This is a genomic window from Paenibacillus sp. FSL K6-2859, assembly GCF_038008265.1.
GTDB lineage: Bacteria > Bacillota > Bacilli > Paenibacillales > Paenibacillaceae > Paenibacillus_AQ > Paenibacillus_AQ nitricinens.
Map to the genome: position 1 here is coordinate 502,060 of NZ_JBBOYU010000001.1, position 18,686 is coordinate 520,745.

Annotated in this window: 17 protein-coding genes; 10 read left to right on the top strand and 7 right to left on the bottom strand. The window is 46.9% G+C overall.

Annotation, left to right across the window (positions count from 1 at the left end; translation table 11 throughout):
- Positions 1–130: 130 nt before the first annotated feature.
- A complete protein-coding gene (locus tag MHB64_RS02240) occupies positions 131–2,377 on the top strand; it encodes a heavy metal translocating P-type ATPase (protein WP_341133628.1) in 2,247 nt (748 codons plus the stop codon).
- A 70-nt stretch (positions 2,378–2,447) separates the two neighbouring features.
- On the opposite strand, the gene MHB64_RS02245 is transcribed toward MHB64_RS02240, so the two are convergent.
- From MHB64_RS02245 to MHB64_RS02255, 3 genes are all read right to left on the bottom strand, one after another.
- Positions 2,448–3,410 carry an L-lactate dehydrogenase gene (locus MHB64_RS02245; protein WP_341133629.1) on the bottom strand — a complete coding sequence of 321 codons (963 nt, stop codon included), beginning with the start codon at positions 3,408–3,410 and terminating at the stop codon, positions 2,448–2,450.
- 171 nt (positions 3,411–3,581) lie between these two features.
- On the bottom strand, positions 3,582–4,082 hold the full coding sequence (locus MHB64_RS02250; protein WP_094869700.1) for a CcdC family protein: 501 nt from the start codon (positions 4,080–4,082) through the stop codon (positions 3,582–3,584).
- Positions 4,083–4,315: 233 nt separating this feature from the next.
- Positions 4,316–4,576, bottom strand: a complete 261-nt coding sequence (locus tag MHB64_RS02255) for a GlsB/YeaQ/YmgE family stress response membrane protein (protein ID WP_094869701.1) — start codon at positions 4,574–4,576, stop codon at positions 4,316–4,318.
- 250 nt (positions 4,577–4,826) lie between these two features.
- Here MHB64_RS02255 and MHB64_RS02260 point away from each other — a divergent pair, with 250 nt between their 5' ends.
- Complete coding sequence (locus MHB64_RS02260) at positions 4,827–5,876, top strand: lactonase family protein (protein WP_094869702.1); 1,050 nt, start codon at positions 4,827–4,829, stop codon at positions 5,874–5,876.
- A 128-nt stretch (positions 5,877–6,004) separates the two neighbouring features.
- Here the strand turns inward: MHB64_RS02260 and MHB64_RS02265 are convergent, their stop codons facing one another.
- Positions 6,005–8,215, bottom strand: coding sequence for a poly(ethylene terephthalate) hydrolase family protein (locus tag MHB64_RS02265; RefSeq protein WP_341133630.1), 2,211 nt, complete (start codon positions 8,213–8,215; stop codon positions 6,005–6,007).
- A 441-nt stretch (positions 8,216–8,656) separates the two neighbouring features.
- On the opposite strand from MHB64_RS02265, the gene MHB64_RS02270 reads away from it, so the two are divergent.
- The 4 genes from MHB64_RS02270 (at position 8,657) to MHB64_RS02285 (ending at position 12,617) form a co-directional block, all read left to right on the top strand.
- Positions 8,657–9,784, top strand: a complete 1,128-nt coding sequence (locus MHB64_RS02270; protein WP_094869717.1) for a sulfate ABC transporter substrate-binding protein — start codon at positions 8,657–8,659, stop codon at positions 9,782–9,784.
- Positions 9,785–10,050: 266 nt separating this feature from the next.
- Positions 10,051–10,905, top strand: coding sequence for a sulfate ABC transporter permease subunit CysT (gene cysT, locus MHB64_RS02275; RefSeq protein ID WP_076285184.1), 855 nt, complete (start codon positions 10,051–10,053; stop codon positions 10,903–10,905).
- Between the two features lie 512 nt (positions 10,906–11,417).
- A complete protein-coding gene (cysW, locus tag MHB64_RS02280) occupies positions 11,418–12,281 on the top strand; it encodes a sulfate ABC transporter permease subunit CysW (RefSeq protein ID WP_042184404.1) in 864 nt (287 codons plus the stop codon).
- A 111-nt stretch (positions 12,282–12,392) separates the two neighbouring features.
- The gene (locus MHB64_RS02285) at positions 12,393–12,617 is read left to right on the top strand and encodes a YezD family protein (RefSeq protein WP_042184406.1); all 225 of its coding nucleotides are present in this window, start codon (positions 12,393–12,395) and stop codon (positions 12,615–12,617) included.
- Between the two features lie 331 nt (positions 12,618–12,948).
- On the opposite strand, the gene MHB64_RS02290 is transcribed toward MHB64_RS02285, so the two are convergent.
- On the bottom strand, positions 12,949–13,257 hold the full coding sequence (locus MHB64_RS02290) for a hypothetical protein (protein WP_094874205.1): 309 nt from the start codon (positions 13,255–13,257) through the stop codon (positions 12,949–12,951).
- A gap of 256 nt (positions 13,258–13,513) precedes the next feature.
- On the opposite strand from MHB64_RS02290, the gene MHB64_RS02295 reads away from it, so the two are divergent.
- From MHB64_RS02295 to MHB64_RS02305, 3 genes are all read left to right on the top strand, one after another.
- Complete coding sequence (locus tag MHB64_RS02295; RefSeq protein WP_094874204.1) at positions 13,514–13,927, top strand: GNAT family N-acetyltransferase; 414 nt, start codon at positions 13,514–13,516, stop codon at positions 13,925–13,927.
- 217 nt (positions 13,928–14,144) lie between these two features.
- Positions 14,145–14,777 carry an NAD(P)-dependent oxidoreductase gene (locus MHB64_RS02300; protein ID WP_341136042.1) on the top strand — a complete coding sequence of 211 codons (633 nt, stop codon included), beginning with the start codon at positions 14,145–14,147 and terminating at the stop codon, positions 14,775–14,777.
- Positions 14,778–14,823: 46 nt separating this feature from the next.
- Complete coding sequence (locus tag MHB64_RS02305) at positions 14,824–16,464, top strand: NAD(P)H-hydrate dehydratase (RefSeq protein ID WP_341133631.1); 1,641 nt, start codon at positions 14,824–14,826, stop codon at positions 16,462–16,464.
- 7 nt (positions 16,465–16,471) lie between these two features.
- On the opposite strand, the gene MHB64_RS02310 is transcribed toward MHB64_RS02305, so the two are convergent.
- A complete protein-coding gene (locus MHB64_RS02310; protein ID WP_341133632.1) occupies positions 16,472–16,927 on the bottom strand; it encodes a hypothetical protein in 456 nt (151 codons plus the stop codon).
- Positions 16,928–16,959: 32 nt separating this feature from the next.
- Positions 16,960–17,859 carry an SDR family oxidoreductase gene (locus MHB64_RS02315; protein ID WP_341133633.1) on the bottom strand — a complete coding sequence of 300 codons (900 nt, stop codon included), beginning with the start codon at positions 17,857–17,859 and terminating at the stop codon, positions 16,960–16,962.
- A gap of 129 nt (positions 17,860–17,988) precedes the next feature.
- Here MHB64_RS02315 and MHB64_RS02320 point away from each other — a divergent pair, with 129 nt between their 5' ends.
- A complete protein-coding gene (locus MHB64_RS02320) occupies positions 17,989–18,570 on the top strand; it encodes a DUF4269 domain-containing protein (RefSeq protein WP_094874199.1) in 582 nt (193 codons plus the stop codon).
- Positions 18,571–18,686: the final 116 nt, after the last annotated feature.

Here is an 18,686-nt window from a genome sequence, read left to right on the forward strand (position 1 = left end):
ATTTTTATGGGAGCGGAGAAAAATGGTGTATATCCCGTATTGACCTTCAAAAATAAAGGGAATATAATAGCAATAAGAAAACATATGAACAAGTGCTCATATATGGTTTTTATTTGAGGAGATGTGCCGTATGGATACGATGCAAGGAAAAGTAAAACGTCAGTGGGAATTAGAAGGCTTAGATTGCGCCAATTGCGCAAGGAAAATTGAAGATAAAGTGAGTAAAATCGAGGGCGTATCGTCTTGTTCCGTTAATTTTGTTACGAAGACAATGACGATGGAAACCGCCGCAGGTTATGAGGAATCGGCGATTGTAGAAGCAAAGAAAACGGTGAAGGCACTTGAGCCCCATGTAAATGTAAGAGAGAAGGCTCAGGGCAGTCGCAAGCTGCAGAATAACAGTAGTCACAAGCATGGGGAGGATCACAAACATGGCCATGAACATGATCATCAGACTGCAGACGGACATAAGCATGATGATGCGGATGGTCACAGCCATGGCCACAGCCACGAGCATAGAGTAGGTGATACCCGTAAGATTCTACTGCGGTTAGGTGGCGGTGGGATACTTGCGCTTGCCGGAATATTCTTACCGGTAGAGGGTGTAGTAGAACTGCTGATTTTCTTAGCAGCCTATCTCATCGTGGGCAGTGAAGTTGTCTGGCAGGCGGTTAAAAACATTATCCGGGGTCAGGTGTTTGATGAGAATTTCTTGATGGCTCTTGCAACCATCGGTGCTTTTGCGATTGGTGAGTATCCAGAGGGCGTAGCGGTTATGCTCTTTTACCAAATCGGCGAGCTGTTCCAAGGTCTAGCAGTAAACCGCTCACGCCGATCTATCACAGCACTTATGGATATCCGTCCTGAATTTGCTTATCTTAAGCTTGGAAATGATCTGAAAAAAGTCTCTCCCGAGGAAGTAGCGATCGGTGATTTGATTGTTGTGAAACCGGGTGAGAAGGTACCTCTGGACGGAACGATCCTTGAGGGTAACGCTATGATGGATACATCAGCACTTACCGGGGAATCTGTGCCGCGTTCGGCTGGACCAGGAAGTACGGTATTAAGTGGGTTTATTAACCGGAACGGTGTTATTACGATGCAAGTCACTCAGACCTTTGGAGAATCAGCGGTATCCAAAATTCTGGAGCTAGTGCAGAATGCTTCGAGCAACAAGGCCAAAACGGAGAACTTTATTACTAAATTTGCACGGGCTTACACCCCTGTAGTAGTGATCACAGCAGTACTGCTAGCTGTCATTCCTCCACTAGTGATTAGCGGGGCGACCTTTTCAGATTGGATTTACCGGGCGCTTGTCTTTCTAGTGATCTCCTGCCCATGTGCGCTTGTGGTCTCGATTCCACTTGGTTTCTTCGGAGGGATTGGTGCAGCTTCACGCAGTGGGATTCTGATTAAAGGAAGCAACTATCTTGAAGCATTGAATGATGTGAAAGTAGTTGTCTTTGATAAGACCGGAACATTGACTAAGGGGCAATTTAAGGTTACAGGAATTTATCCGTCAGGTGGCAAATCTAAGGATGAATTGCTGCAGACAGCTGCTTATGCGGAGAGCCATTCGAACCATCCGATTGCCGAATCGATTAGGGCGGCTTATGGAGAACAGATTTCTAAGGAAGCGATCTCGAATTACAATGAAATTTCCGGTCATGGGATCGAGGTTTCGATTGAAGGCAAGACTGTACTTGCAGGTAACGTGCGTCTGATGGAGCGAGAAGGTATAGCTTATGAGGTGCCAGAGCAGAGTGGTACAGTTGTTCACATCGCGGTGGATCATCAGTATGGGGGTTACCTGGTGATTGCTGATGAAGTGAAGGAGGACTCGCAGCAGGCTATTCAGAGCCTCAAGAAGCTTGGCATCCGTAAAACGGTGATGTTAACTGGCGATGCTTCTTCTGTAGCTGAAGATGTTGGGAAGCGGTTAGGTGTAGATGAGGTACACGCGGAGCTTTTGCCGCAGCATAAGGTAGAGGCCATCGAGAAGCTGGATCGTGAAAAGTCACATCGCGAGAAAATTATTTTTGTCGGTGATGGAATTAACGATACCCCAGTACTAGCTAGAGCAGATGTTGGGATCGCAATGGGCGGACTGGGCTCCGATGCTGCGATTGAAGCGGCAGATATTGTAATTATGACGGATGAACCTTCGAAGATTCCTGTTGCTATCGGAATTGCCAAGCGTACACGGATGATCGTATGGCAAAATATTATTTTCGCTTTAGGTGTTAAAGCTATATTTCTTATTCTCGGCGCATTTGGGATTGCCACGATGTGGGAGGCTGTCTTCTCTGATGTTGGGGTAACCGTGCTGGCTGTACTGAACAGTATCCGAGCATTAAAGGTTAAAGATCAAGGATAAAAAAATCGCTCTTTAGGGTATTGGTGTTATCTACCGATCCCTAAAGAGCGATTTTTCCGTTTGCAGGAGATTAAATGCTGTCTTCCAAATGTAGGCTCTCAATGCTTGAGCGAACAATGCTGCAGGAGGCGTTGAATTTCTCCGCTTCTTCGGTGTTTAGGTTAAGCTCCAGTAGTTCTTGAATTCCAGTGTTGCCAATAATGGCAGGTACGCCGGTACATATACCACTTTGCCCGTACTCTCCATCCAGAATTGCGGATACGGCAATGATCTTATGCTCATCATTCAGAATGGAACGAGTAATGTAAGCCAGTGCGCTGCCAATACCGAAATGTGTGGAGCCTTTTTTGGTGAATATCTCCCAGCCCGCATCTTTGGTCTTGCGGGAGATGTCCTCCAGATCCAGATGGTGGAAGCGTTCACGATGCTGATCCATAATTTGCAGGATGGGCTTGCCGCCAATCGTCACATGTGACCAAGCTACAAACTGGGATTCACCATGTTCTCCAAGTGCGTAGCCGTTAACGCTGCGTGGATCTATGGAGAACACATCAGACAGTAGTGTCTTAAGGCGCGAGGAGTCAATGGAGGTTCCTGTACCAATAATTCTATGGCGAGGAAGCCCTGATATTTTCCATACCATATAGGTGACAATATCGACCGGATTAGCGGCGACTACGAATATTCCATCGAATCCCCCAGCCATAATGTTGGTAATAATTTCTCTAGTAATAACTGCAGAGGCTTCCAGGACGTCAAGTCTTGTCTGACCAGCCTTTGGATTAGCGCCAGCGGTTAAGATAACTACATCCATTCCTGCGCAGTCGCTATGGGTTCCGGCATACACCTTGGTGCGTGTGCTTGTGAAATCCATGCAGTGTGAGAGATCAAGTGCTTGTGCCATAGCGCGGTCATAGGTGCGGTCGATCATCATGATCTCGTCGCAAATGGCCTGATTAACCATGGAGTAGGCGCAGCTGGAACCGACCATTCCGGCACCGACGATGGCAACTTTTCTTGATTTGCTTTTCAATTGCCTTGACCTCGCTTTCTATTGTTAGTATGCATATATTTTAACGTATCCCTCCAGAAGTTACCTAACATCGGACATAAAAAAATGTTGTTTACTTTAAGGTATTCATCCGCGTAAGAAGCCATCTCAATCGTATGAATTGAGATGGCTTCTTAGAATATCAATATATACTTATGACTGTAGGGACTGTGCCTCCGAGGAGGTGATAGCTTTATAACGTTTGTACATAAAGAATCTCCAATGAAGAATCATTCCGAAGGCCAAGATGAAGAATAATCCACCGGACTGAGGGATACTAACATAACTATTAATAAATTCATGGAGTAAGGTGCGAACTAAAAGGAGGCCGAGCAGAATGAAAGCAAAGCTCTTTGAACGCTGAGCATAAATTTGTCCATCCCGTTGTTCGAAGTTTGTGCTGCGTATTAGAGGATACGCAAAGATGAACCAGCCAATTAGAAAGGCGAGCGCTGCCCACCACCAAGGGAACCTAACTTCAGGTACAACGAACATGGCAAAGCCAGTCGACATCCCGAGAGGTGGAATCCATATTTTTCGAATGGTAACCGGACGTGCGCTAGCTTTTAGCCGAATAAAAATAACCATTAGCGCCATGAGCAAGGTCCCTATAGTGGAGCCGATATGTAGGAGTGAGGGGTTGATGCTACCCATGATTCACGACCTCTCTATGATTTGAGTCACTTGTATCTTCATTATAACAGAAAAACGATGGCAGAACATTGAAGTGTAGCCGCTGTATGGAGGTAGTAGCTCCATAAAAAGCACTGCATACTACTTTAAGTAGAAAGGGGCCGAAAACACCAAATAGCAGGTCAAGGTAGTTAACCTTGACCTGCTATTTTTAATAATATAAGTAGTCCAATAGTTATTGGTTCAGCCTAAGCTTATGAACGGCTACGTCCACTTGTCGAGCGAAGAATAAGGCTGACGATAAAGATCAGGACAATCGCACCGATCAAAGAAGGGAAGAAGTAGAAATCACTTACTTTAGGTCCCCAGCTTCCCAGAAGCACGCCGCCGAGCCATGAACCGATAATACCAGCGATAATGTTACCAATAACCCCGCCTGGAATATCTCTGCCCATAACCAGACCCGCTAACCAACCAATAATCCCACCAACAATTAACATCCATAAGAAACTCATGTTACTTCAACTCCTTCGTTTTGTTGTTTTCGATGTCTACTATTAACCTTGCCAATCATGTTTAAACCACTTGTAAAAACTTACATGTTCCGGGATAGTTAGGAAATGGCCTTAAAATACGCGTTCGATAATGTATTACAACTATAAACATGCTATAGTGAAAAAATATTATGAAATACTGCGTAAGCTGCTATTAGTAAAGGGTAATTAAGAAGTAAATACACTATATACAAACAAAGGAGTCGCTACTATGGAACGGCCTAATGAAGTATTGTTTTATGTGGGAACGTATAACCCTGAAGGTGAGGAAGCTATTCTACTATGCTCACTTAGTCCTTCATCAGGGGAAATGAAGATTCTAGAGGGTACTAAGGGTATTGAGAATCCATCGTTTTTAGCAGTAAACAGCACAGGCAGCGTGCTCTATGCGGTTAGTGAGAAGGATGAGGGCGAGGTCTATGCTTTTGCTGTTAATCCTGTTACTAAAGCGCTGAGTCCACTTGGAAGTCGTCCTACGGAAGGTGGCGCTCCTTGTTATGTCTCGATTAGTCCTAAGCAAGATTACATATTCGTCTCTAATTATTCCGGTGGCAATGCCAACGTATTTCCTGTAAATGAGGATGGTTCGCTTCAGGTCATGTCTGACCAAGTGAAGCATGTGGGTTCAGGAATTCGTGAAGACCGTCAGGAAGCTCCGCATCCACACTCTGTTATTCCGGATGGAAGCGGTAAGCATATCTTGGTTTGCGACTTGGGATTGGATCAAATTCTGATTTATCGCCTTGAAGAAGGTAAGCTGTCTAAGCATCGGGAGATTGATCTCCCACCAGGTTCAGGCCCCCGCCATCTGGCAGTACATCCATCAGGACAATGGATTTACCTGGCGAATGAACTAAACTGTACAGTTACGGTGTTTGCTAATGATGAGCAGAATGGAAACCTCAGCATTTTACAGCATGTCAGCACGCTTCCAGAGCAATATAATGCGGGTAGTGACGATACAGCTTCCGATATTCATGTATCGCCATGTGGTAAATTCTTGTATGTCTCAAACCGGGGACAAGACAGTATTGCCTTGTTCCATATTGAGGGTTCAACTGGTCATCTTGAAGCGGTAGATTGGCAGGTTACAGGCGGACGTACTCCGCGTAATTTCGCCATTATTGGTGGCAAGCTGCTCGCTGCGAATCAAAATAGTGATATTATTACTTCGTTCTCCATCGATAGTGACAGTGGCAGATTAATTCCTACAGGGAATGAGTTGAAGATTAAGACACCGGTTTGTATTCAAGCCTTGTAGGCTGGCAATAGGTTATTGTATGTTTCAATATTAGGGGCTATTCCCCGAAATTCATCAAAATAAAAGGCCTTCCAATCAGCTGTACATGTGCTGAGGGGAAGGCCTTAAAGGTATAATAGCAAGTTACCTTAAAATATATTTCGAATTCCTAGATCGTAAAATCCGATGTCATCTAGCATGATTTTATCTCCCTCGGCTTCAAGGTAGAAGGTGATTTCCGTCAGGTTCTCAGGCTCTAGCTCAGGTTCCTCCTCTTGAAACTGTTCGAACGGCATCTCATAGGTTTGAAATACAGCTTCGGACAGATCACCGTACTTCCCATCATTAATCCGTTCTTCAAGCCATGGGAATAACGTGAACTGAGTTTGCGGCAGTGGCAAAATATCCATTACCACACTTAACGGCAAGCGTGCTGAGGTATCATTTTTGTCGGTTAACTCAACCTCTACATTGGGAGGTAGCGGAATACTTAGTTCATCTTTGATATCACCATTGAGGTTTGCTAAGGAAAATGTAAGGCCATCTGCGTCTGAAAGGGCCATTTCAGTAACAACACTATCTTTAAGCTTAATGTTGTAATAAGCTTCCTCGTCTTTTTTGGCTGTACGTTCAAGAACGACACCATATGTGGCTTTGCTCTTCGATTCACGATCCTTCGCGAGCTCTTCCGACCAGGATAATCCGGATGCTTCTGCTGTTCCGAGATTAACGGTATTCTTGTTGCGATCCTCGTCAAATGTGGCTACTGGCCGATATCCCCCATCCTGGAATCGATTGTAGTAAGTGGTCTCCGGCAGCCATTTCAGTCCGCTGCGGTAATCCCGGAATAAGCTCTGGTATTCGTCTTTTCCATGCAAAGTGGTCTCCAGAAAAGCTGACACATACACTTTAGCGATTTGCCGCTGCTTGTCTGCATCCATAATTTGCGCTCGATTTAAAAAGAGGCCAGCAGGTAATGTCTGATCATACGCGCCCCAATCGCTGTTGAATTGACTGTGATTGGCGTCCGCAATATACAGCGAGCTTTTGAAAGCAGAGGACCCTTGGGAATAGGAAGTACGTATATACTGCCGGTCACCATAGAAATCATGTACATCCCCATCACGAGCCCCTTGGAGCGTCAAATAGTTGACATCCTTGAGACGGGCTTGCTGATCGTCTATCGTTTTGTCCGTAGGGGCAAGAGCGATTACAGAGGCTATATTAAAACGATCTGCTGCCTTCATCACGGGATCATTTTTGAACCAGCGATCGGCATCTGCTGCCATAGCAACAGCTTGTCCTCCACGGCTATGGCCGAGCAGGGCGGTTTTTGTGAAATCTATCTTTTGATAAAAAGGATTGTCTGGTTCATCCGAGAAAGCTGCTAGCTGCTCCAGGTGTTTTAGAATGATCCAGGTCCGTACTTTGAAATCATTGTCCGGAATACCGGACCAAGCAGAATAGTTCAGAAAATTCTCATCCAGGGAAATTGCGATAAACCCCCGGCTGGCCAAGAGTTCACCGAGATAAGCATAGCCTCCGTCAGAGTAATCCTCCATCATATGATTTCCGTGCACCATCAGAACTACCGGATAGGGACCTTCGCCCTCAGGCATCCATACTCGGCCGTTCAGTGGAAGTGCATTATAATTGAAACCCCAGAATAAAGTGCGGAGTTTTGACCAATCCTTAATATAAGCAGAAGCATCTACTGTAGAAGAGATCACATTGGTATCCTTGCCGTATTCGGTCCGATGCAAATCCTTACCGCTGGCATAAGTGAAGGTCTGATAGGTTTGATTGCCAGGTTGTGACGGACTTGCGGCTGTTAATGGAATTACATCGGAATCACTGATATCAATGGGTTCTAAAGTAGGTAGTTCCTGCACTCCGTTTGCCAGAGCAAGTTGGGAAAAAGTCACCGTAATAGTAAGCAGAAGTCCCATAGTTATTCTTTTACTGCGCAGCAGACCGATGGCTAATCCGCCCAAGGCACCTAATACTGATAGTAGAACAGCAATGACAGCCGCAGCTTCAATCTCAAAATCTGCGTAATATAAGATTAGTAGAATCGCTCCAACATCGCTCAATACACAGCCTGCGAATAGACGCGGGATGCGCAGTCCGGTCAACGCGATCAGGCCAGCAATGATATTGCTGGCAATGGCCAGCAGAATAGTACTCGTCCCTGCAGCAAGTGCAATATCTGTTGGCACCCCTAATCCAGTGGGGATACCTAATACGGCAGTGGTGAAGGCCAAAAAGCAAACGATCCAAAGACCAGCGATTGCTGTCCTCCAGACCGTTGTATCATAACGGTAAGTTCCCCTAATCCTTCGACTAATTTCTTGAGTCATTCTCCTATGAAGCCGTGGTCTTATCGGCGCAGGGGCGTACTCTAAATCCATACCCATGATATTCTCACTCCCGACATTAAGCGGTAATTTCTCTAGACCATAAGCTGTAGCAATAATATTACTTTATAGCATCAATAACAAGTGGATCTTACAGGAACCCACACCATTGCCTGTATAGCGAGGGGAATTGAAAGATTCCTTTGTCATTGGTTGGAAAAAAAGGTTTGACACGGTTAAAGGGTTTCAGTATTATATCCATATAAACCAACTAAGTAGATAGGAATAATTGAAGAAAGTTCTTACCGTACAGACGGAGGAACGCCTGCATTAGGCTCGCAGACACGTGTCATAGGACCGGTTTGACTTGCCATACGTGGGCTTTCCTCCGTTCTTTTTTTACGAAAGAAATGAAGGCAAGAAAAACATGGGGGAGTGGGAATGATGAAGAGAGCTATGAATAAAGGGCTTCTTGTAGGATTTACCTTGTTGTTGACGGCAGGACTTACTGCTGCTTGCGGCGGCAATAACAATAGCGGAAATAGTGCTAGTTCGGCAACGGACACACCAGCAAAAACCAACACAGCGGAGGCCACGAATGCTGCTGAAGCTACAAAAGCGCCATCCAAAGATCCAGTAGAACTACTGAACGTATCTTATGACCCTACTCGCGAATTGTACGAGAATTATAATAAAGCTTTTGCTGCCTATTGGGAGAAAGAAACAGGACAGAAGGTCACGATTAAACAATCCCACGGTGGATCGGGGAAACAAAGCCGTGCTGTGCTTGATGGTCTGGAAGCGGATGTTGTGACATTAGCACTTGGTTATGATATTGATGCATTGCAAGAAAAGGGCCTTATTAATGAAGGTTGGCAAAGTAAATTTGATCATAACAGTTCACCGTACACCTCGACGATCGTATTCTTAGTACGCAAAGGAAATCCAAAAGGAATCAAAGATTGGCCAGATCTGCTTAAGGAAGGCGTAGAAGTGATTACACCGAATCCGAAAACATCAGGTGGCGCACGTTGGAACTACTTGGCGGCGTGGGGTTACGCGCTAGACCACAACAATAACGACGAAGCTAAGGCTGAGGAATTTGTAAAAGAATTGTTCAAACATGTTCCGGTGCTGGATACGGGTGCGCGCGGTTCTACGACTACTTTTGTAGAGCGTGGAATTGGCGATGTGCTGATTGCATGGGAGAATGAAGCTTATCTTTCTGTAGAAGAGCTTGGTCCAGATAAATTCGATATCGTGAATCCATCTGAGAGCATCCTGGCCGAACCGCCGGTAGCAATAGTAGATAAGGTTGTGGATAAAAGAAATACGCGTGAAGTGTCCGAGGCTTACTTGAAGTATCTCTATACGGAGGAAGGACAAAAAATCGCAGCTGAGAACTACTACCGCCCGACGCTAGAAAGCGTGAAAGTACAATATAAAGATAAGTTCCCGGAAATAAAGCTCTTCACATTGGCTGATAAATTCGGAACCTGGAAAGAAACGCAAGAGAAGCATTTTAACGATGGCGGGATCTTTGACAAGATTTATGTGCCGGGTGCTAAATAACAGATTAATAAAACGGAAATTATATTTTTCTTTAAGTGCGTGTTCAAAAAGTACGGTTTTCAGCACCGAGAAGATTGAAAGAAGGTAGAAACTGAGGAGCGGAGCGTAGTGGAAGCTACGCCTGAATTCAATATTCGATGTCGAGTAAGCTTCTTGGGATACTTCGTGATCAAAAGTGGACTTTTTGAACAACCTCATTAAGAGATTTGTCCCTAGTAAGGGGCTGATCGGCTAACCTGCCGAAGGCGAGAAAGGATGAATAGGGGATGAATGTCACCGCAACGACTACAGCTGTATCGGCGACAACGCGACGAAAGATACTACCCGGTTTTGGGATAACGATGGGGTACAGCGTACTTTATCTGAGTCTCGTGGTACTCTTGCCACTCTCAGCATTGCTGTTCAATTCTACTGGGCTGAGCTGGGCGAAATTCTGGGATGTAGCTACTGATCCGCGTGTATTGGCTTCGTATCGTGTCAGTCTGTCTACGGCAGCGGCCGCTGCTTTTGTGGATGCTATTCTAGGTCTCTTGCTAGCGTGGGTACTAGTGCGTTACGAATTTCCGGGTAAAAGAATATTTGATGCGCTGATTGATCTTCCGTTTGCTTTACCGACAGCTGTAGCTGGTGTCTCCTTGACGGCTCTTTATGCCACAAATGGCTGGATCGGGGCGTGGCTTGAGCCACTAGGATTAAAGGTGGCATTTACTCCGCTTGGCATTACCCTCGCCTTAATGTTCATCGGAATACCGTTCGTCGTGCGAACGGTACAGCCGGTGCTGGAGGATTTGGACCGAGATATGGAGGAAGCCTCGGCAACCCTCGGTGCAGGCCGCTGGAGAACCTTTCGTTCAGTAGTACTGCCTGAGCTGTTCCCGCCGTTGTTAACAGGCTTTGCTTTGGCATTTGCCCGTGGTATTGGCGAATTCGGCTCTGTCGTGTTCATCTCCGGTAATATGCCGATGAGAACGGAGATTGCGCCTTTGCTTATTATGTCCAAACTGGAGCAGTATGATTATGCTGGTGCTACCGCCGTTGCGTTGCTCCTGCTTCTCATTTCCTTCTTAATGCTGTTAGTCATTAATACGCTCCAGCGTTGGGTGCGTAAGACTTCTCGGTAAGTTCTTAGGTTTTGACTCTCTATATTGCAAGTATTTAATTTTGAAGTTTTGTTTTGCTGAGCGAGTATTAGCGAAGCTATAACCGAACAGGTAAATGACGACTTTATTTTACGAAGCATTCTTGCTTCAGTAAAATGCGGAATCCCAAGGGAAATTGAGGATTCGCAGAGTGAATTTTCTTTTAGAGGAGCGATAGCGATCTCGAAGTTTTGAACCGGATAACTGGTAAGAAAGGAACGGAGAGGAATATTGGAACTGTAGAAGCGTTAGCGTTCGCCTTTATCCTCGGATTTCTTCCGCGGTGAGCGGTTCAAATCAGGAAATCTGAGGATAACAGCGATCGGAAGTCCAATATTCCTTGGAAGTGACCCATTACCAGTAATCTTGTTTGAACGATTCCAGCCGCCCGATAACTCCAAAATTCACTCGAAGACGCTTCATATTTCCCGTTGTTCGGCATTTTTCAGAAGCTAATCATGCTTTCGTAAAACCCTTTAAAGGAGGAATAACTTGTGGCAGGCACCATCCCACTCCAAGCCCCCCGGCTGCAAAAGAATACGTCCTCGCCAGCGACAACGGAAACCAAGGCTGTAAAATGGGTATTGATCGGAGCTGCTGGCCTAGTCCTTTTTTGGCTGATTGCCTTGCCTTTGATTGTAGTGCTGACAGAGGCGCTGAAAAAGGGCTGGGACGTATATATAGCTGCTCTGACCGATCCAGATGCCCGCTCCGCGCTGCGGCTGACGTTGCTTGTTGCAGCGATCACTGTTCCACTGAATACCTTTTTTGGCGTAGCGGCTGCATGGGCAGTAACCAAGTTTCGTTTTCGAGGCAAAGGGTTTCTCATTACCTTGATTGATCTCCCCTTTGCAGTATCGCCTGTCATCGGCGGTCTGATCTTTGTGCTCGTCTTCGGCGCTAACGGTTGGTTTGGCCCTTGGCTGAGCGCCCATGATATCAAGATCGTATTTGCGCTTCCAGGCATAGTGTTGGCCACACTGTTTGTTACCTTTCCTTTTGTGGCGCGTGAGTTGATACCACTGATGGAGGATCAAGGGACACAGGAGGAAGAGGCAGCGATAACCCTCGGAGCACATGGGTGGCAAATCTTTTTCAGAGTCACGCTTCCTAATATTAAATGGGGGTTATTATACGGCATTATTTTGTGTAATGCGCGGGCCATGGGCGAGTTCGGTGCAGTCTCAGTCGTGTCCGGTCATATACGTGGGGAGACAAATACACTGCCGCTGCATGTCGAGATTTTGTACAATGAGTATCAATTTTCAGCCTCTTTTGCAGTAGCTTCTCTGCTCCTGTTGTTGGCTTTGGTGACGATGATTATTAAAAGCTGGTTATCACGAAAAAATGCCCATTGACAGTACTTTTGGTTCCGTGCTAAGTTAATTCATAGTATACTGGTTGGTAATAACGGAATTATGAAATTTAGGCGGATATAATCCTTTGGATGGGGAAAGGGAGGCTAGGGAATGGCTAAACCGCTGAAAGTGGATGATTTATGGCTTACGCGGATTGCAGGGCTTCTGGATGATATGGAATTTGGCTCCTTGCACATCGTGGTGCATGAAGGTCAGATTGTTCAGATGGAGCGTACGGAACGCAAACGTTTTGAGAATGGCAATGGCAACGCAAATGGGCGTTACATTAATGAGAGTGGAACCCGGCGGGCCGATTCCCAATCGGCAGGACGTTGATGCAATCTCGGGCAATCATAAAGGGATCAATTATCTTTCTGGATAAAAATTATGGAGTTGCCTCAGCAGCCTTGAAATCCCTGCTGGGGCAACTCCTCTGTTTTTTGATACAAAACACCGCTCGGACTCAGAAGACTCTAAACGCAGTTTTTTGCACATTTGGCATGCTAACGAACCTATAATCGCTATTGGCTTGAAAAACACCAAATAGGTAGCTCTTTTTAATGAATAGCAGCAGTGGAGAAGACAGAGCAGCGATTCTTCCGAACATGGAGAAACGCTGCTCTGTTCTCTTTTCACCAAGCAAGCGACCGACGATACAAGCAGTTTTTTAATAACGAGGGGCTTGGCGTGAGGCGGACACACCCTCCATCAGTAGTACGAGCGCAGTGACGCCGTGCATAATCCAGCCTAGGATAGGGATGAACGCTAAAATCGAGGTGATGATACCTAGAACGTTTCCGACGATGGGTCTCCGCTCTCTTTGCAATATAACGATAGCTACTGCGTGTAGCAAAAAGGCAATGGCAAGTGGGACCCAACCATTAGCGATGATAAAGAGTCCACCGATCAACGGCAGAGCCAGAAAGGCTTCATACAGGCATGTTCCCCATTTGAACAGCTTGGCTACAGGAGACATTATGCTTCACCATCCCTTTTAGAGTATTGTTATAAATACTATTCCACACAGTGAGTAATAGGATTCAAGAATATAATACTTACCACTTTGTTGGATGTGTCTGTTTGCTTTATTTTTACTTAATGGTTAACAGATCGGTTCAACCCAACGAAGCCGGCGAGTCTTGCCTGTGTACCATAGAGTCGTATATAGTTGGTACAGCAATGCTGAACGGTGTTAAGCTTGGTTTATCGTGTAAAGCTAGGAGGTGAACGGTATGGGGAGAACAGGAAAGCTAAATATACGTCATGAATGTCCTTCAGTGGAACAGTATTTAGCGCTGAGAAAAGAGGCTGGACTGAGTGCAATGAGCTCCGAAGGGGCTGCAATAGGGCTGCCTCGTTCTATTTTTGCGGTAACCTTGTACGAGGAGAATACCTTAATCGGGATGGGAAGGGTGATCGGCGATGGGGGATGTTTTTTTCAGGTCACGGATATCGCAGTGAAGCCTTCATATCAGGGGCGCGGTTTAGGGAAATTGATCATGGGGGAAATCAGGGAGTTCCTTTATACTGTACCGGGCAATTCCTATGTAAGTCTGATTGCAGATGGGGAAGCTTCTAAATTATATGCACAATATGGCTTTGAACCGGTCATGCCACGTTCTCAGGGAATGTTTTTGCGTCGTTAATGCGAGTACATGCTACTTAGTAGAGAGTGCCCCTTGTATTGGTTAAGGGGTTTTTCGTTTGGAAGTTAACTTGTGGGGATTTTGATTTCAAGTAGACCTCATGGGATTAATAATGATTAAAGGTTGTAAGGGAAAGCTACAGAGACGAGTATTAAAAAATATAAAAAATAGGAAGGTCGTACGCTGGCCTTACCCGGAAAAAGTGAGGAAAAAACAGATGGATGTTGTAGTATTGGGTGCATCAGGAACGATTGGAAAGGCGATTGTACAGGAGGCTTTAAAAAGAAAACATGAGGTAACAGCTGCGGTACGGAATCCAGAATCAATAACCCTTGAACATGAACGTATGCATATCACAACTGTAGATGTTCTAAATCCTGCTTCAGTTGCGGCTGCGGTCCGTGGACATGAAGAGGTAATCAGTGCATACGGTCCAGTACTCGGCCAAGAGAAGAATCTGATAACAGCTGCTAAGGCAATTGTAGAGGGAATGCAAGAAGCTGGGCTAAATCGACTGCTGGTTGTGGGTGGTGCAGGTAGTTTGAAGACTGAAACTGGAGAGCTATTGATGGATACGGCAGACTTCCCAGCTGAGATTAGACCATTGGCAGAAGCCCATGCGGAAGCCTATGAAATTTACAAAAATACAGAACTGGATTATACGTATGCCAGTCCTGCTGCGGTAGTTCATTCAGGTCGACGTACAGGCCAATTCCGCATTGGACTCGGTCGTCTCGTTTTTGATGAGAATGGCGAAAGTATAATCAGTGTAGAGGATTTTGCTGTTGCTATGGTGGACGAGCTGGAGGAAGGGAATTTTAGCCGGACGAGATTTACTGTAGCGTATTGATATTAAGCTAGATGTGGATTGAAGTGTAGCGGAAAGGGGCCGAACCATGTATCTGGTAACTGCTGAGCAAATGCGGCGGCTGGACGGAGAAACGATTCAGCGGCTGGGGATTCCAGCTATTGCGCTGATGGAGAATGCGGGAAGAGTGATCGCAGAGGAGATCGTTGCACTGTGCCGGCGGAGAGGTGGAGAGGGCTGCAGAAATGCAGCCGGATGGGAAGACGCCGGGAAGGATGCCGCGCTGGCTGGCGCGGCATTTCAGGTCAGCGCAGATCATGCGCTGACCCTGGACAATGCCGCCGCCGAGCGATGGTTCATCCTCGTCGGCAAAGGCAACAACGGCGGCGATGGCCTCGCCGCCGCACGGTATCTTCGCGAGACTGGCATCGCCGTCACGCTCGTTTATGCGGTGCCGCCGGAGTCGCTCTCCGGCGAGGCCGCCCTGCAGCGCGATGCGGCTGCAGCCATGGGTCTCCCTGCCGTGGTGTACGGCAGGGATCGGCTGGACCTTGCCGAGTGCAGCGGCATCTTGGATGCGCTGCTCGGCACTGGCGCCGCGGGAGCCCCGCGCGGCGCCTATGCGGAGCTGATTGCCGCAGCGAACAGCAGCGGTAAAGTGATCGTGTCCGCGGACATCCCGAGTGGTCTGAACGCGGACACGGGTGAGACGCATGAGCCTTGCATTCATGCGTCGGTGACGGTTTGCCTCGCGTTTCTCAAGCGAGGCCTCCTGCAGTACCCCGGCGCTAGCGCTGCGGGGCAGGTGAAGGTCCGGGCCATCGGTATTCCTACTGCGTTGGCCCCTGAAAGCGGTGTGCAGGTTCACCTGCTGACACCTGAAGTGCTGCATGCCCATCTGGGCGTAGATATGGCCCGCCGGCGTTCGCCTGAGGGCCATAAGGGGACTTATGGGCATGTCCTTCTTGTTGCCGGCACCTTAAGAATGAGCGGTGCCGGCCTGCTCTCTGCCCGTGCTGCGCTCCGGGCAGGCTGCGGATTAGTGACATGGGCGCTTCCGCAGAAGCTCTTGCCCTGTATCATCGGTTCTGCCCCTGAACTCATGCTAGCCGATGTTGAGGGTAATGAAGATGGAAGCTGGCAAGCAGGGAGCGTTTCAGAGCTACTGAAGCTAAGTAAAGAGCGAGATGTTCTAGCCATTGGTCCCGGTCTTGGTCGATTCGAGGCGGATACAGAATGGCTTCGCAATCTCTGGGAAGGGACGGATTGTCCTCTGGTGATCGATGCGGATGCTTTAAATATATTAGCTGACGCTGATTACAAGAGCTGGGCAAGTAGACGCCATCCGGTGATTCTGACGCCTCATCCAGGCGAGATGGCCCGTCTTGCTAGTATAACAATAGCTCAGGTGCAACGGGACCGCATCAGTCTGGCTATGGGATATGCGAAAGAGCATGGGGTTACGCTTGTATTAAAAGGAGCCCATACGGTAATAGCAACGCCTGAAGGACAAGCTTATGTAAACACCACAGGCCATCCCGGCATGGGCACTGGTGGAGCCGGTGATGTGCTAACGGGCATCATTTCCAGCCTGCTGGCTCAGGGATTGAATGAGGCGCAGGCAGCAGCTTTTGGTGTATATCTACACGGATTAGCCGGGGAGAGAGCCGCCCGTCAGCGGAATAATCCAGCGGGTATCATTGCCGGTGATATCATAGAAGCACTCTGAGTGCAGCTTATAACAGCAGTAAGCAGAGCAGCGGTAGAAAAAGTGCAAACACTGGCAGTAACAGAGGGGAACGCTCTACACCCAGTTGCGTCACTCGTAGCAGCAACAGTCCCAAAATTCCAGCCAGGCCCCATAGCAGTAGCTCTGCACCTTGTTCTGCTGCCAGCCATAGACCTGCACCGAAACCTGCGGCTACGTATACAACAAGGGAAACGATGTGGGATGTGGAACGCAGGAGGCGCAGCAGAACATCGGCTACCAGTGCGGCTGGCAGTCCATAAGCGTAAATCGCATAGGGGATCGAAAGAGGCCAACCCTCAGGTATGCCGTTATGTTGTGGAAACCCAAGCATAAGTAAGGAGATAAGGACGTATGTTAGCCCTGCGCAGGCTAATTTTGTTAAGGCATACATGCCACTTGTTAAACGGACAGAAGGCATATCATAATCGGGCATCTTATTCATAGGTATACATTCCTCTCGTGGTGTATTGTGTATCAGCTGGTGACCATATCTCCACCGTTGACATGTATACATGTCCCGGTAACATATGAAGAATCAGGGCCCGCTAAAAAGAGATATGCTCCTGCTAGCTCATAAGGCTGTGCAGCACGTTTAAAAGGTGTATTTGTACCAAAGATACTAACTTCCTCTGCAGAGTAGCTTGAGGGAATCAGTGGGGTCCATACCGGACCGGGAGCTACACTGTTGACGCGGATGCCAGCGTCTACGAGAGACAAGGCTAAAGAGCGGGTAAAAGAGACCACCGCCCCTTTGGTGGAGGAATAATCTATGAGCTCTTTATTTCCTTGATAGGCAGTAATGGAAGCGGTATTAATGATGGATGCACCTTTTTTAAAATGTGGAAGTGCGGCCTGTGTGAGATAAAAGAATGGAAAGATATTCGTCTGAAACGTCTGGTACAATTGCTCTTCTGTAATATCCAAAATACTTTTCTGCGGATATTGGACCCCGTGATTATTGACCAGAATGTCCAGCTTGCCGAAGGTGCGGATCGTATACTCCACAGCCCTGAAGCAATTCTCCTTATGGCGTAAATCAACTTCAATCCTTAAACAGCGTTGCCCTAATTCTTCGATCCGCTTTTGAGTGACTTCTGCATCTGAGGCTTCGTATAAATAAGCTATAGCAATGTCTGCACCTTCTTTGGCAAAAGCAATGGCTGCCGCTTTCCCAATTCCGCTGTCGCCTCCGGTGATGAGTGCAACCTTTCCCTTCAGTTTTCCACTGCCGATAATTTCAGGGTTTTCACTGATGGGACGAGGATTCATCAGACTTTCCAGGCCCGGCTGACGATCTTGATGCTGTGGAGGAAAAGCAATAGGCTGCTCTTTACATACTGTCCGCTCCCCATAATAGGGGTAGATGGGATTCATTTTTTTGAAATACCCTCCTTGCATTCTATCTTCCGTATATTTCTATGCATGCGCCCAGAAAAGCGTGCGCTGTCATCAATACATACATATGCGTTTATAAACCCGAGTCGGAGGAGGCGCTTGTCCAGAATGAATGATTGGCGAAATGTTGATTATTTGATTCATGGAACCGCGGTTCAGAAAGAGGTCTATAACCTTCTTTTAGAGCTGGATATTATGAATTTGCTAACAGACTATAACCCTTTGTTGGTTGGGACAATACCGCTTGGAATTCAAGTGGAGGGCAGCGATTTGGATATCATTTGTGAGGTTTATGATCCTATGAAGTTTAAAGCGCTAGTTGTTCGATATTTTGGAGCCATGGAGGGGTTTGTTAGCGAATCACGAGTGGTTCAAGGCATTCCTCGAACGAAAATTAACTTTATGGTAAAGGGCTGGCCTATCGAACTGTTTGGACAGCCGAGGCGAACGGAGCTCCAGAATGGTTATTTGCATATGATCGTTGAAGCTGAAATTTTAGCTCAGATGGATGATGATTTTCGCGAACGAATCATTCTTTTAAAATCAAGCGGATGGAAGACAGAGCCTGCCTTTGCGAAAGCTATGGGATTAGAGGACGATCCTTACGAAGCGCTGCTGGAGCTGGAAAAGCTTCCTCGGAGCACACTTCATGCTTTATGCCATGCTGTTCAAGCGAGGGAACAAGTATGATTTATAGGAAAATGGTTGCGGATAATTATGAAGCTGCTTATCAGCTGTGGTAGCATACTGAGGTAGTATATAGGTGGAATTATGCTGTATTCTCAGGATATCTTGTGATACTCAGG